This window comes from Streptomyces sp. NPDC002403, assembly GCF_053593015.1.
Map to the genome: position 1 here is coordinate 34,753 of NZ_JBSFBQ010000043.1, position 13,754 is coordinate 48,506.

12 protein-coding genes are annotated in these 13,754 nt (G+C 72.7%); 4 read left to right on the forward strand and 8 right to left on the reverse strand.

Annotated elements, in window-relative coordinates; translation table 11 throughout:
* Positions 1 to 34 precede the first annotated feature (34 nt).
* On the forward strand, positions 35 to 1,663 hold the full coding sequence (locus ACWCPY_RS32825) for a beta-N-acetylhexosaminidase (protein ID WP_451271140.1): 1,629 nt from the start codon (positions 35 to 37) through the stop codon (positions 1,661 to 1,663).
* Positions 1,664 to 1,745: 82 nt separating this feature from the next.
* Here the strand turns inward: ACWCPY_RS32825 and ACWCPY_RS32830 are convergent, their stop codons facing one another.
* Positions 1,746 to 2,105: a hypothetical protein gene (locus tag ACWCPY_RS32830; RefSeq protein WP_451271142.1), complete on the reverse strand. Its 360-nt coding sequence runs from the start codon at positions 2,103 to 2,105 to the stop codon at positions 1,746 to 1,748.
* Positions 2,106 to 2,367: 262 nt separating this feature from the next.
* A complete protein-coding gene (locus tag ACWCPY_RS32835) occupies positions 2,368 to 2,823 on the reverse strand; it encodes a MarR family winged helix-turn-helix transcriptional regulator (protein ID WP_072489137.1) in 456 nt (151 codons plus the stop codon).
* A gap of 163 nt (positions 2,824 to 2,986) precedes the next feature.
* On the opposite strand from ACWCPY_RS32835, the gene ACWCPY_RS32840 reads away from it, so the two are divergent.
* The gene (locus ACWCPY_RS32840; RefSeq protein WP_451271144.1) at positions 2,987 to 4,429 is read left to right on the forward strand and encodes an MFS transporter; all 1,443 of its coding nucleotides are present in this window, start codon (positions 2,987 to 2,989) and stop codon (positions 4,427 to 4,429) included.
* A 248-nt stretch (positions 4,430 to 4,677) separates the two neighbouring features.
* On the forward strand, positions 4,678 to 5,448 hold the full coding sequence (locus ACWCPY_RS32845; RefSeq protein WP_451271146.1) for a hypothetical protein: 771 nt from the start codon (positions 4,678 to 4,680) through the stop codon (positions 5,446 to 5,448).
* A gap of 25 nt (positions 5,449 to 5,473) precedes the next feature.
* On the opposite strand, the gene ACWCPY_RS32850 is transcribed toward ACWCPY_RS32845, so the two are convergent.
* Both ACWCPY_RS32850 and ACWCPY_RS32855 read right to left on the reverse strand, forming a co-directional pair.
* Positions 5,474 to 6,181 carry a B3/B4 domain-containing protein gene (locus tag ACWCPY_RS32850; protein WP_451271148.1) on the reverse strand — a complete coding sequence of 236 codons (708 nt, stop codon included), beginning with the start codon at positions 6,179 to 6,181 and terminating at the stop codon, positions 5,474 to 5,476.
* 50 nt (positions 6,182 to 6,231) lie between these two features.
* Positions 6,232 to 7,068 (reverse strand): EamA family transporter, encoded by an 837-nt coding sequence (locus ACWCPY_RS32855; RefSeq protein ID WP_451271150.1) that lies wholly within the window; start codon positions 7,066 to 7,068, stop codon positions 6,232 to 6,234.
* A gap of 117 nt (positions 7,069 to 7,185) precedes the next feature.
* On the opposite strand from ACWCPY_RS32855, the gene ACWCPY_RS32860 reads away from it, so the two are divergent.
* On the forward strand, positions 7,186 to 7,770 hold the full coding sequence (locus ACWCPY_RS32860) for a helix-turn-helix domain-containing protein (protein WP_451271152.1): 585 nt from the start codon (positions 7,186 to 7,188) through the stop codon (positions 7,768 to 7,770).
* A gap of 65 nt (positions 7,771 to 7,835) precedes the next feature.
* On the opposite strand, the gene ACWCPY_RS32865 is transcribed toward ACWCPY_RS32860, so the two are convergent.
* From ACWCPY_RS32865 to ACWCPY_RS32880, 4 genes are read right to left on the reverse strand one after another with little or no spacing between them, the layout of a single operon-like run.
* Positions 7,836 to 9,002 (reverse strand): acyl-CoA dehydrogenase family protein, encoded by a 1,167-nt coding sequence (locus ACWCPY_RS32865; RefSeq protein WP_451271154.1) that lies wholly within the window; start codon positions 9,000 to 9,002, stop codon positions 7,836 to 7,838.
* A 31-nt stretch (positions 9,003 to 9,033) separates the two neighbouring features.
* Complete coding sequence (locus tag ACWCPY_RS32870) at positions 9,034 to 9,975, reverse strand: hydroxymethylglutaryl-CoA lyase (RefSeq protein ID WP_451271156.1); 942 nt, start codon at positions 9,973 to 9,975, stop codon at positions 9,034 to 9,036.
* Positions 9,972 to 12,059 carry an acetyl-CoA carboxylase biotin carboxylase subunit gene (locus tag ACWCPY_RS32875; protein ID WP_451271190.1) on the reverse strand — a complete coding sequence of 696 codons (2,088 nt, stop codon included), beginning with the start codon at positions 12,057 to 12,059 and terminating at the stop codon, positions 9,972 to 9,974. Before ACWCPY_RS32875 ends, ACWCPY_RS32870 begins: the two co-directional genes overlap by 4 nt.
* Before the next feature lie 13 nt (positions 12,060 to 12,072).
* Positions 12,073 to 13,680, reverse strand: a complete 1,608-nt coding sequence (locus ACWCPY_RS32880) for a carboxyl transferase domain-containing protein (protein WP_451271158.1) — start codon at positions 13,678 to 13,680, stop codon at positions 12,073 to 12,075.
* Between the last annotated feature and the right edge of the window lie 74 nt (positions 13,681 to 13,754).

Sequence of the window (13,754 nt, forward strand, 5' to 3'; positions counted from 1 at the left end):
CACAGGTGTGAACCCGTCGAAAGGGATCCGGCTCGTGAGACTGCACAGGACACAGCGCACCGCACTGCCCCGCCTCCTCGGCTCGCTGCTGCTCGTCACGGCGGCCGGGATCTCCGGTGTCGGCGCGGCACCGGGAGGAGCGGCGGCGCGCGGCGGCCCGGCCGCCGCCCCGCCGCGCCCGCTCGGCCAGATCGTGCCCGCCCCCGCCGAGGCGAAGCCCGGCGGCTCCCCGTACACCATCACCGCGGACACCAGGATCCGCGTCGCCGGCTCCGGCGAGGCCCGCAAGGTCGGCGACTACCTCGCGGGCGTGCTGCGCCCGTCCACCGGATACCCGCTGCCCGTCACCGGCGACGCCGGCAACGGCATCCGACTGCGCCTCGACCCCCGCGACGGCGCACTGGGCACCGAGGGCTACAGCCTGAAGTCCGGCAGGGGCTCCGTCACCATCACCGCACGCGGCCCCGCGGGGCTCTTCCACGGCGTCCAGACGCTCCGTCAACTGCTCCCGGCCGACGTGGAGAAGAGGACCGTCCAGAAGGGTCCGTGGACGGTCGCGGGCGGCACGGTCACGGACACGCCGCGCTACGCGTACCGCAGCGCGATGCTCGACGTCTCCCGGCACTTCTTCTCCGTCGCCGAGGTCAAGCGCTACATCGACCAGCTCGCCCTCTACAAGATGAACAAGCTCCATCTGCACCTCTCCGACGACCAGGGCTGGCGGATCGCCATCGACTCCTGGCCCCGGCTCGCCACGTACGGCGGGCAGACGGAGGTCGGCGGCGGCCCCGGCGGCTACTACACGAAGAGCGACTACCAGGAGATCGTCCGGTACGCGGCCTCTCGCTATCTGGAGGTCGTGCCGGAGATCGACCTGCCCGGCCACACCAACGCGGCACTCGCCTCGTACGCGGAGCTGAACTGCGACGGGGTCGCGCCGCCGCTGTACACCGGCACCAGTGTGGGTTTCAGCTCGCTCTGCGTGCCGAAGGCCGTCACGTACGACTTCGTGGACGACGTGGTCCGTGAGCTCGCCGCGCTCACCCCCGGCGAGTACCTCCACATCGGCGGCGACGAGGCGCACTCCACCAGCCACGAGGACTACGTGGCCTTCATGGACAAGGCGCAGGCCGTCGTCGGCAAGTACGGCAAGACCGTGATCGGCTGGCACCAGCTGACCGGGGGCACACCGGTGAAGGGCGCGGTCGCCCAGTACTGGGGCTACGACAGGACGGGCGCCGCCGAGCGCGAGCAGGTCGCGGCCGCCGCCGTGAACGGCACGAAGCTGGTGCTGTCCCCGGCCGACCGCAGCTACCTCGACATGAAGTACGACAAGGACACCGTGCTGGGCCTGGCCTGGGCCGGTTACGTCCCGGTGCAGCGCTCCTACGACTGGGACCCGGCGACGTACCTGGCCGGTGCCCCGGCGGAGTCGGTCCTCGGTGTCGAGGCTCCGCTCTGGTCGGAGACCCTGAGCAACAGCGACGAGATCGAGCAGATGGCGTTCCCGCGGCTGCCCGGGGTCGCGGAGCTCGGCTGGTCGCCCGCGGCCACGCACGACTGGGACGCGTACAAGGTGCGGCTGGGCGCGCAGGGGCCGAGGTTCTCGGCGCTGGGCATCAACTACTACCGGGCGCCGCAGGTCCCCTGGGCCGCCGAGTGAGCTGACCGGGCCCGTCCGGCGACCGCGCGCCTCCGGTCGCCGGACGGCCCCGGCGCTCGTGCTCGTCCCCGGCCGCCGCCGCTCACCAGACCAGGACCCCGCCGCCCACCGACCGGGCCCGCAGTGCGGCCCGGGTGATGTTGGCGAGCCGGGCCGCCACGTAGTCCTCCCGGTAGCCGCTGTGCGCGCCGAGCTCCGCCGTGTGCCCGCGCAGCAGCTCGCACTCGGCGAGGAACTCCTCGATGTCCTCCGGCTGCACGTGGAGGTCGTCGGCGGCCAGCTCGGGGAAGAACCGGGCCCCCAGCGCACGGGCGCACTCCGAACCCCAGAGCCTGGTCCGGCTGTTCTCGACCCCGGCCATGTCGCTGCCGTCCTCGGGGTCGTCGAGCAGCCGGCAGTCCCCTTGCTCGTCGTACACGAAGGTGTGCACCAGCAGTGTCATGCCCCGAGCTCCGTCCGGCGGCCGTCGAGTCCCCCGACGGTGACCCCGGCGCTCCGGCACTCCGGGCCGGGGAGGCGTGGTTCCGGGCGGGGCGTGCGGGGGCGGAGCCCGTACAGGGGCCGGTGCTGCGGCTTCATGGGCGGACTCTGCCGCGCGGTGCGGCGCGCTGTCGAACGGAAATTCCGGTCGGCCGCACCGCGGACCCCGGGGCGGCGCGGTCCGCGATGCGGCCGACCGGGCACGGTCCGTGTGCCGCGAACGGTCAGGGGCGCGGCCAGGGGCGGCCGCCCAGGCGCTCGATGTCGGTGTTGAAGCGCCTCAGGTAGGCGGCGAAGCCGGAGATGTCCTCGTCCGACCAGTTGGCCATGACCCGCTCCAGCGAGCGGACCAGCCCCTCGCGTTCCGCGTCGAGCATGCGGGCGCCCTCGTCGGTGATCCGGAACTTGCGGGCCATGCCGCCCTCGGGGTCCGGGATGCGTTCCACGAGTCCGGCGCGCATGGCCGCCGCGGTCTGCCGGTTGAGGGTGGAGGCGTCGAGCCCGAAGGCGTCACTGAGCTCACCGATCGACATCGGCCCCTGGATGCGGACGCGGCTGAGCAGGATGTAGGCGCTGTGGTCCATCAGGCCGTCCTTGCGACGGCCGCCCTTGTTCTGGAGGAGGCCGTGGCGGCTGAGGAGCATCTGCTCGTACTCGACCTCGTGGGTGGGCCTGGTCATGCGCCTGCCGCCTCCTGCTGTCTGTCGTCCGGGCGTCCCGGAGGGATTCCGCATGTGGGCTTCCATTCTCCCATAGGCCCATGCAAGGTACATATAACGTGCCTGATGCATAGAGTGTGTACGATGCATAATCTTCTTCCGATACACACCCGAGGAGTCCTGGATGGGTGCCCCCCAGCCATCAACCCGCACCGGCGGCGTCGTCGCCACGCTGGCCATCGCCGGCGTCACGGCGGCGATCATGCAGACCCTGGTCACCCCGCTCATCGCGGAGCTGCCGCAGATCCTGAGTACCACCCCCTCGAACGCGGCATGGGTGATCACCGTCACCCTGCTGGTGTCCGCCGTCTGCGTGCCCGTCTCCGGACGTCTGGGCGACATGGTCGGCAAGCGCCGGATGCTCCTCGTGTGCTCCGTGCCGCTGATAGTCGGCTCGGTGGTGTGCGCGCTCTCCTCGTCCGTCGTCCCCATGATCGTCGGCCGTGGTCTGCAGGGCATGGGCATGGGTGTGCTGCCGCTCGGCATCGCCCTGCTGCGTGACGTGGTCCCGGCGGAGAAGCTCAGCTCCTCCATCGCGCTGGTCAGTGCCTCCATGGGCATTGGCGGCGCGCTCGGCCTGCCGATCGCCGCGGCGGTCGCCCAGTACACGAACTGGCGGGTGCTGTTCTGGGGCTCGGCCGGCCTGGCCACCGTGGTCGCGGTGCTGATCTGGTTCCTGATCCCCGACGTGCCGGCCGGCGCCAAGGGCCAGCGGTTCGACGTGCTCGGTGCGCTCGGTCTCGGGGCGGGCCTGGTCTGCCTGCTGCTCGCGGTCTCCAAGGGCGCCGACTGGGGCTGGGGCTCGGCCACCACGCTCGGCCTGTTCGCCGCCGCCGTCGTGGTGCTGCTCGCCTGGGGCCTGTGGGAGATGCGTACCCGGGATCCGCTGGTCGACCTGCGCACCACCGCGCGTCCCCGGGTGCTGATGACCAACCTCGCCTCCGTCTTCGTCGGCTTCGGCATGTACGCCAGCATGCTGATCGCGCCGCAGCTTCTCCAGCTCCCCTCCGCCACCGGCTACGGCCTGGGCCAGTCGATGCTCGCGGCGGGCCTGTGGCTGGCGCCCGGCGGGATCATGATGATGATCGTCTCCCCGCTCGGCGGAAAGCTCATCGATGCCCGGGGCCCGAAGTTCACCCTGGTCTGCGGCATCCTGGTCATCGCGGTCGGCTACGGCCTGGCGCTGGTGCTCATGGGCTCCGCGTGGGGCCTGATGGTGGTGGGCATGGTGACCAGCAGCGGTGTCGGCCTGGCGTACGGTGCGATGCCCGCACTGATCATGGGCTCGGTCCCGCTGTCCGAGACCGCCGCCGCCAACGGCTTCAACACGCTCATGCGCTCCCTCGGCACATCGATCGGCGCCGCGGTGATCGGCGTGGTCCTCTCCCAGATGACCGTCACCATGGGCGGCTACACCCTCACCTCCGAGAACGGCTTCCGTACCGGACTCCTGGTCGGCTGCGGCGTCGCCCTGGTCGCGGCGGTGATCGCCGCCGCCATCCCGGCCGCGCGCCGCGCCGGGGCCGGCGCCGCAGCCGCTCAGGAACAGGCCGCGGTCAAGGCCTGACCGGCGGCTCGCACGACGCCGCCCCGCACCCGTGCCCGCGGGGAACGGGCGGAGCCCCGGCCCGGACGCCATGCGGGTCGACGGCGTCGCGGGCAGCACGGCCCCGTCAACCGGCACGGCCCTGCCGCCGGTTGACGGGGCCGTGCCGGTTCGTCATGCCGGTCCGGCCGGCCCTGCCGCCGGCCCCTCCCGGTAAGGTGGCGACCTTCGGACGGCGTCAGCCTCCGGAGCCCCGAAGGCGAACGCCCATGACAGATCCTGTCCCGCACTCCGCCCGCCGCCGCCTCGACGCCGCACTGGACGGCCTCGCGTTCACCTTCCGCGGCATGACCGCCCGCTCCGACGAGCACAACTGCGAGTGCCACTGGGGCGGCCCCGAGGAGCTCGCCCAACTCAAGGTCCCGGACATCGAGCTGGACCACGATCTCCTGCAACGCACCTGGCGGGCTCCCGACTGGAGCGACCACGCGTCGGTGCTGCGCCGGATCCTCCCCCAGTTCGCCCGGTCCCTCGTCGCGGGCCGCGTCGAACCCTTCCTCGGCCCGGAGGAGATCGGCCGCTCGTTCGACCGGGGCCACTGGCAGCAGTGGCCCGGCGAACAGGCCGCCGCGGTACGGGAGTTCCTCCACGCCTGGTGGTCCCACACGCTCAGCGACCCGGCCCCGGCCGTCCCGGCCCACGACCTCCTCGCCCTGAACGCCCGGGCGTCCGGCACGCTCCGCCCGTGGCTCGCCCACTGGGAGTCGCGGTCCGGAACCACGGCCGACCGGCACCTCGCCGAGGCCGCCGCCCACTGGGAGTACCCCCTCCTCGGTGACGAACTCCCCTGGGCCGCATGGGAGGACGAGGACGACGGGGACGGGGCGCGCGCCGAACTGACGGCCTGGCTGCTGGACCACGCCCGGCCCCGCCTCATCGCCCACGGCGCACCCGACGAACTGCTTCACCGGATACGGCTCCTCGGCCTCACCGGCCCCGCCCGCTGGGAGGACCCGCACTGGCCGGGCCACCGCTACTGACCGCACCGGCCCCGCCCCGGAGGCCTCAGACGGTGACCCGGGGCTGTGCCGGACCGAGGTGGTGCACCGCGGTCCGTTCGGCGTGCGGGGCGAGCAGGTCCCGCAGCTCCCCGGCCGCGGCGGTGAGGAGATGGCCGTCACGGCCGGCGTGGAGGGTTTCGAGGACGAAGGCGACGCGGGTGGAGTCCTCGGTGACGCGGGTGCGGTGGGCGTCGCGGTGGTTCCAGTGGCGGGTCAGGACGTCGGTGGTGTCCGCGTAGATGATCTCGCCGGGCTTCGGGTTCTCGATGGTGCCGGGTTCGCCGAGCGGGGTGAAGGACTCGGTGCCGTCCGCCCGGCGGATGACGACCTCGCCGGTGACCCGGTCCAGGTCGAAGGCCCCGGCGGGCAGGCCGTGCCGGACGGAGACGACGTTGTAGGAGTCGACGGCCGGGTTGATACGGGGCAGGGCGCCCTTCTTGGCGAGGCGGCGGCCGAGTGCGTCGACGCTGGGGCGGATGCGGCGCGGGTTGGTGCCGAAGGAGCGGTAGGCGCTGTGCCAGGCCTCGATCCGGGGGTCGGTCTCGTCGGCGGGCAGCCAGCTTCCGTCGGCGATCCGTCGCTCCAGGTCGGCCAGTTCGGCGGCGGTGTCGGGCCAGGGCTCGTGGCCGCGCAGGCCGGTGGCGGTGACCAGGGCGATGAGGGTGTCGGGGAAGGCGTCGGCGACGGCGGGGGAGAGGTGGAAGGAGGGCATGGCGGATTCCTTGGTGCGGTGCGGTGCGGGTGGTGAGCGGTGGGCCCGCGTCAGGTCAGGGCGAGAAGGCCGACGGCGACGGCGGCGGTGCCCAGGCCGACGAGCTGGCCGCGGTGGATGCGTTCGGCGAGGACGCTCCGGGCGAGCAGGACCGTGCCCGCGGGGTAGAGGGCGGTGATCACGGCGACGACGGTGAGGTCCCCGCTGCGGGCGGCGAGCAGGAACATCAGGTTCGCCAGGGAGTCCAGCATGCCGGCGGTCGCCGACATCGCGTACGCGGGCCGCTCGGAGCCCAGCCTGCGGCGCAGCAGCCCCGCCGCGGCCAGGGTGATGGCCGAGGAGACGGTCCGGCCCACGATCAGCGGGGCCACCCCGCTGTCGGACGGTGCCTGGTGCAGGAAGACCAGCTGGAGCGCGATGGCGGCGCCCGCGCCGAAGGCCAGCAGCAACGCGGTACGGGAAGGGCGTGCCATCTCCGCGCCGCGTCCGGCGCTGACCAGTACCACCGCCGCCAGCGCGAGCGGCAGGCCCACCAGCCCGGCGGCGCCCAGGTGCTCGCCCTGTGTCAGCCCCACCCCGACCGGGAGTGCGGCGGAGACCAGCGCGGTGACGGGGGAGAGCACGTTCATCGGGCCGATCGCCAGGGTCCGGTAGAGCATGGCGAACGCGGCGGCCGAGGCGACCCCCGACGCGGCACCCCAGCCGAGGGCACCGGCACCGAACGAGGCACCGAGGAGCGGCCACAGCAGCAGCTCGACCGCGAGGCTGGCCGGCGCCGCGATCATCACGGTGCGCAGCACGTGTGCCTTGCGGGCGCCGAGGCCGCCGAGGAAGTCGGCGCACCCGTAGGCGAGTGAGCTGCCCAGGGCGAGCAGCAGAGCAAGCACAGGACATCCCTTACCATTCAATGGAACGACCGCACCGTACAACGGACCGACCGGGTGGTGTCAACCAACCGACCGTACGGTGCATTGAAGTGTTCCACTTGCAAGGATGGTGATCAGGTGGCCGAGACGGCCGCAGCCCTGCGGACGGTTGCGCACAATGTCCGGGCGGCCCGCACCCGCGCCGGCCTGTCGCTGGAGGAGCTCAGCCGGCGCGCCCAGGTCAGCAAGGGCGCCCTGGTGGGGCTGGAGAAGGCCCAGGGCAATCCCAACCTGGCCACCCTGGTCCGGCTGGCCGACACCCTCGGCATCCCGGTCTCCGCCCTGATGCAGGGACCGCCCGAGGGCCGGGTCCGTGTCGTGAGCGCCGATGCCGTGGCCCCGCTGTGGACCGGGGCGAAGGGCAGTGAGGCCCGGCTCGTACTGACGACCTCAGGCCCGGCCCCCGTCGAGCTCTGGCGCTGGCGGCTGCAACCGGGCGAGGAGTACCCCAGCCACCCCCACCAGGCAGGGGTCGTGGAGACCGTCAGCGTGACCTCCGGCCGGATGACCCTGGTGGTCGACGGTACCGAGCACCCCCTGGAAGCGGGCCAGACCGCCACGTTCGACGGCGACACCCCGCACGCCTACCGGGGCGCGGGGGACGGAACCTGCACCCTGATCATGACCGTCCACCTGCCGGCCGGCCCCGCTCCCACGGGCTGAGCGGCCGGGCGGGCCGCCGGGCGGTTCCGCCCCGCCCCGCCCGCCCGGCCCGTGCCGTCGTCCGGTCAGGCCGGGAGGCCCAGTTCGCGGGCGATCAGCATGCGCTGGACCTCGCTCGTGCCCTCGCCGATCTCCAGGATCTTGGAGTCGCGCCACATCCTGGCGACCGGGTACTCGTTCATGAAGCCGTAGCCGCCGTGGATCTGGGTCGCCTCGCGGGCGTTGTCCACCGCCACCGTCGAGGAGTACAGCTTCGCGATCGCCGCCTCCTTCTTGAACGGCTCGCCCGCCACCATGCGCGAGGCCGCGTCGCGCCAGCCGACACGGGCCATGTGGGCGCGCATCTCCATGTCCGCGATCTTGAACTGGATGGCCTGGTTGGTGCCGATCGGCTTGCCGAACGCGTGCCGCTCGGCGGCGTACTTCACCGACTCGTCGACGCAGCCCTGCGCGAGGCCCGTGGACAGGGCGGAGATGGCGATCCGGCCCTCGTCCAGGATGCGCAGGAACTGGGCGTAGCCGCGGCCCTCCTCGCCCAGCAGGTTCTCCAGCGGGACGCGGACGTCGGCGAAGGACAGCTCCCGGGTGTCCGAGGCGTTCCAGCCGACCTTGGAGTACGGGGCGGCGACGGTGAAACCGGGGGTGCCGGACGGCACGATGATCGAGGAGATCCGCGGGGCGCCGTTCTCCTTGCGGCCGGTGACCGCCGTCACCGTGACCAGCTCCGTGATGTCCGTACCGGAGTTGGTGATGAAGCACTTGGAGCCGTTGATCACCCACTCGCCGGCGGCCTCGTCGCGCACCGCCGTCGTCCGGGTGCCGCCCGCGTCCGATCCGCAGTCCGGCTCGGTCAGGCCGAACGCGCCGAGCGCCTCGCCCGAGCAGAGCCTCGGCAGCCACCGCTGCTTCTGCTCCTCGGTGCCGAAGCGGTAGACGGGCATCGCGCCGAGCGAGACCCCGGCCTCCAGCGTGATCGCCACGGAGGAGTCGACCCGGGCCAGCTCCTCCAGGGCGATCCCGAGGGCGAGGTAGTCGCCGCCCATGCCGCCGTACTCCTCCGGGAACGGCAGCCCGAACAGGCCCATCCGCCCCATCTCCCGCACGATCTCGTACGGGAACTCGTGCCGTTCGTAGAAGTCGCCGATCTTCGGCGCGACGACGTCGTGCGCGAACTCCTCGACGGTGCGCCGCAGTTCCTCGTGCTCGGCGGTCAGCCGGTGGTCCAGGGACATGGCAGGGGTCACTCCTTGTGGGGACGGGTGTCTATCGCACCGAGAGCGCGCGGACGGTACGGGACGGGCTGGGTCGGCCCAGTTGGTCGGCGAGCCACACGCTGGTGGCGGTGAGCGCGTCGAGATCGACCCCGGTTTCGATGCCGAGGCCCTGGAGCATCCACACGAGGTCTTCGGTGGCGAGGTTTCCGGTGGCGCTCTTCGCGTACGGGCAGCCGCCGAGGCCGCCCGCGGAGGCGTCCACCGTGGTCACCCCGTGCTGGAGCGCGGCGAGGGTGTTGGAGAGGGCCTGGCCGTACGTGTCGTGGAAGTGCACGCCGATGGTGTCGGTGGGCACGCCCTCCTCGTTCAGTTCGGCGAGCAGGGTCCGCACATGGCCGGGCGTGGCGACGCCGATGGTGTCGCCGAGGGAGAGCTCGTCGCAGCCGAGGTCCATCAGCGCCTTGGCCACCCGCACGACCTGGTGGACGGGGACGGGCCCCTCCCACGGGTCGCCGAAGCACATCGACAGATAGCCGCGGACATGCACCTTCCCGGCCTTGGCGCGCGCCACGACCGGCTCGAACATGGCGAGCGACTCGTCGACCGTGCGGTTGAGGTTGCGGGCGGCGAACGTCTCGGTCGCGGAACCGAACACGGCGATCCGGCGGGCACCGAGCGCCAGCGCCCGGTCCAGGCCGCGTTCGTTCGGCACGAGGACCGGCAGGGCGACGCCGCCGATGTCGGCGAGACGGGGGAACAGGTCCTCCGCGTCGGCCAGTTGGGGCACCCACTTGGGGTGCACGAAGCTGGTCGCCTCGACGGTGGTCAGGCCCGAGGCGGCGAGCCGGTGGATGAACTCCGCCTTCACCCCGGTCGGTACGACGGTCTTCTCGTTCTGCAGCCCGTCGCGGGCACCGACCTCGTGGATCCGGACCCGGGCGGGCAGATCCTGGGCCGGCACGGTCATGGGCAGGGTGCGGGACGTCGTCATGCTTCCTCCCCGGGAGCCTCGACGGGGGCGACCACGGCCAGGATCTGGTCCATGGCGACCGTGCTGCCGGCGCTGACGTCCAGTTCGGTCACGGTCCCGGCGTGCGGGGCGGAGATGACGTGCTCCATCTTCATCGCCTCGACGACGAGCAGGCTCTGACCGGCCACGACCTCGTCCCCGACCGCCACCTTCACCACGGTGACCGTCCCGGGCATGGGCGCGGCGAGGGTGTCCGCACCGGAACGGCCCGCGCCGGCCAGCGACGCCGCCACCGGGTCGTGATCCTGTACGTGCCAGCTGTCGCCGTCCCGGCCCAGCCACACGCCGTCCGGGGAGGGGGCGTGGGTGAACGCGTGGGTGACACCGGCGAGTTCGAGCGAGAGGCGGGGCCCGGAGACCTCGACCAGCCTGGCCGTCTCCCTGCCGCCCGGCAGCGGGGCCAGCGGACCGCACGCCCCCGTCACGGGCGCCGGCGGCTGCGCGCCCTCCCCGACGTGGCCGAACGTCAGCTCCGTACCGGCCGGGCAGGAGCGCAGCGAGACCTGCACCGGGTCGTGGCCCGGCAGCCGGAAGTCCAGCACCGTGCGGGCCGGGGTGCCGCCGAGCCGCCAGCCGTTCGCCACCGAGAACGGGTCGACCCAGCCGGAGGCGCCGGCGGGGGAGGCGGCGGGGGCCGTGGACCGCCGCAGCAGTGCCGCTGCCGCGTACACCTCCTCGGGCACGCCCTCCGGCACCAGGCCGTCCACCTCGCGCTCCACCAGACCGGTGTCCAGATCGCCCGCCACCACCGCCGGGTGGGCGAGCAGCCGGCGCAGGAAACCCGCGTTGGTGGGGACGCCGAGGATCACCGTGTCCGCGAGCGCCGCCCGCAGCCGGCGCAGGGCCGTGGCGCGGTCGGGGCCGTACGCGATGACCTTCGACAGCATCGGGTCGTACAGGCTGCCTACCTCGCCGCCCTCGCCGAGCCCGGAGTCCGTCCGCACCCCGTTGCCCTGCGGCTCGTGCAGTGCGAGGACCGTGCCGCCCGAGGGCAGGAAGCCGCGCGCCGGGTCCTCCGCGCAGACCCGGGCCTCGACCGCATGGCCGGTGAGCTTGATGTCCTCCTGGCCGTACGGGAGTTGCTCGCCCGCCGCGACCCTCAGCTGCCACTCCACCAGGTCCAGGCCGGTGATCAGCTCGGTGACCGGGTGCTCGACCTGGAGGCGGGTGTTCATCTCCATGAAGAAGTACGAGGCGGGGTCGTTGCCCGGGACGATGAACTCCACCGTGCCCGCGCCCACGTAGCCGCAGGAGCGGGCCGCCTGGACGGCCGCCTCGCCCATCGCCGCCCGGGTCTCCTCGTCGAGCAGGACCGAGGGCGCCTCCTCGATGATCTTCTGGTGGCGGCGCTGGAGCGAGCACTCGCGCTCGCCGAGGTGGACCACGTTGCCGTGGGCGTCGGCCAGCACCTGGATCTCGATGTGGCGTGGGCGGTCGATCCACCGCTCCACCAGCAGGGTGTCGTCGCCGAACGAGGCCCGCGCCTCGCGCCGCGCGGCCGCGATCTCGTCCCCGAGCAGAGTCTCGTCGCGCACCAGCCGCATGCCCTTGCCGCCGCCGCCCGCCGAGGGCTTCAGCAGCACCGGCATCCCGATCTCGCGGGCCGCGTCGACCAGCCGGTCGTCGGTGAGCCCGCTCCCGGACGAGCCGGGCACCACCGGAACCCCGGCCGCCGCGACCGTCTCCTTGGCCCGGATCTTGTCGCCCATCAGGGTGATGGCGGAGGCGGGCGGGCCGATGAAGACCAGCCCCGCCTCGGCGCAGGCCCGCGCGAAGCCCGCGTTCTCGGCGAGGAATCCGTATCCCGGGTGGACCGCCTGCGCACCGGTGCGGCGGGCCGCGTCCAGCAGCGCGGGCACGCTCAGATAGCTCATGGCGGCCGGGGCGGGCCCGATCCGTACCGCCGTGTCGGCCTCCCGGACGTGCCGGGCGTCCGCGTCCGCGTCGCTGAAGACGGCGACCGAGCGGACGCCCAGCTCCCGCAGCGTGCGGATGACACGTACCGCGATCTCGCCGCGGTTGGCGACCAGAACCGTGTCGAACATCGTCATCTGTTCCTCACATCCGGAAGACGCCGAAGCCGGCATCGCCCAAGGGGGCGTTGGCACAGGCGGTCAGGGCGAGTCCCAGCACCTGCCGGGTCTCCAGCGGGTCGATCACACCGTCGTCCCAGAGCCGGGCCGTGGCGTAGTACGCGTTGCCCTGCGTCTCGTACTGCTCGCGGATCGGGGCCTTGAAGGCCTCCTCGTCCGCCGTGCTCCAGTCGTCGCCCAGCTGGTCGCGCTTGACCGTGGCGAGGACGGACGCGGCCTGCTCGCCGCCCATGACGGAGATCTTCGCGTTGGGCCACATCCACAGGAAGCGGGGGGAGTAGGCCCGGCCGCACATGGAGTAGTTGCCCGCGCCGTACGAACCGCCGACCACCACGGTCAGCTTCGGGACACGGGTGCAGGCGACCGCCGTCACCATCTTGGCGCCGTGCTTGGCGATGCCGCCGGCCTCGTAGTCCCGGCCCACCATGAAGCCGGAGATGTTCTGCAGGAAGACCAGCGGGATGCCGCGCTGGTCGCACAGCTCGATGAAGTGGGCGCCCTTCTGGGCCGACTCGGAGAACAGGATGCCGTTGTTGGCGACGATGCCGACGGGGTGGCCGTGGATGTGGGCGAAGCCGGTGATCAGCGTCGTCCCGTACTCGGCCTTGAACTCGGCGAACCGGGAGCCGTCGACGACCCGGGCGATCACCTCCCGCACGTCGTACGGGGTGCGGGAGTCGACCGGGACGGCACCGTACAGACCCGCGGGGTCGACCTCCGGCTCGTCGACGGGCCGCACGGACCACGGCAGCGCGCCCCGGTCCGGCAGGGTGGCCACGATGTTCCGCACGATCCGCAGTGCGTGCGCGTCGTCCTCGGCGAGATGGTCGGTCACCCCCGACGTACGGGAGTGCACCTCGCCGCCGCCGAGCTCCTCGGCCGTCACGACCTCGCCGGTCGCGGCCTTCACCAGCGGGGGGCCGCCCAGGAAGATCGTGCCCTGGTTGCGGACGATCACGGCCTCGTCGCTCATCGCGGGGACGTACGCCCCGCCGGCCGTGCACGAACCCAGCACCGCCGCGATCTGCGGAATGCCGGCCCCCGACATCCGGGCCTGGTTGTAGAAGATCCGTCCGAAGTGCTCCCGGTCGGGGAAGACCTCGTCCTGCATCGGCAGGAACGCACCGCCCGAGTCGACGAGATAGAGGCAGGGGAGACGATTCTCCAGCGCCACTTCCTGGGCGCGCAGATGCTTCTTCACCGTCATGGGGTAGTACGTGCCGCCCTTGACGGTCGCGTCATTGGCGACGATCACGCACTCCCGGCCGCTGACCCGGCCGATCCCGGCGATCACCCCGGCCGCCGGGGCGGCGCCCACGTACAGCCCCTCGGCCGCCAGCGGGGCCAGCTCCAGGAACGGGGAACCCGGATCGAGCAGGGTGTCCACCCGGTCCCTGGGCAGCAGCTTGCCGCGCGCCACATGCCGGGCGCGGGCCCTCTCACCCCCGCCGAGCCTGGCCGTGGCGAGCCGCTCACGCAGCTCGTCGGCGAGCGCGTGATGCGCCGCCTCGTTGGCCTTCCAGGCCTCGGAGGCGGGATCGGCCGCGCTCGCCAGCACCGGTGCCTGCTGCATCGTGTCGAGCCCCCTTGCCCGTACCGCAGTAGTTAGTGACCGTTAACGTCCGTCTCCAGGTTAACGAGCGCTAA

Bases quoted from the DNA above. Each gene is read 5' to 3' on its own strand.
- ACWCPY_RS32880 (WP_451271158.1), bottom strand. From the start codon at position 13,680: ATGCAGCAGGCACCGGTGCTGGCGAGCGCGGCCGATCCCGCCTCCGAG.
- ACWCPY_RS32865 (WP_451271154.1), bottom strand. From the start codon at position 9,002: ATGTCCCTGGACCACCGGCTGACCGCCGAGCACGAGGAACTGCGGCGC.
- ACWCPY_RS32875 (WP_451271190.1), bottom strand. From the start codon at position 12,059: ATGTTCGACACGGTTCTGGTCGCCAACCGCGGCGAGATCGCGGTACGT.
- ACWCPY_RS32850 (WP_451271148.1), bottom strand. From the start codon at position 6,181: ATGCCCTCCTTCCACCTCTCCCCCGCCGTCGCCGACGCCTTCCCCGAC.
- ACWCPY_RS32840 (WP_451271144.1), top strand. From the start codon at position 2,987: ATGGGTGCCCCCCAGCCATCAACCCGCACCGGCGGCGTCGTCGCCACG.
- ACWCPY_RS32835 (WP_072489137.1), bottom strand. From the start codon at position 2,823: ATGACCAGGCCCACCCACGAGGTCGAGTACGAGCAGATGCTCCTCAGC.
- ACWCPY_RS32870 (WP_451271156.1), bottom strand. From the start codon at position 9,975: ATGACGACGTCCCGCACCCTGCCCATGACCGTGCCGGCCCAGGATCTG.
- ACWCPY_RS32830 (WP_451271142.1), bottom strand. From the start codon at position 2,105: ATGACACTGCTGGTGCACACCTTCGTGTACGACGAGCAAGGGGACTGC.
- ACWCPY_RS32845 (WP_451271146.1), top strand. From the start codon at position 4,678: ATGACAGATCCTGTCCCGCACTCCGCCCGCCGCCGCCTCGACGCCGCA.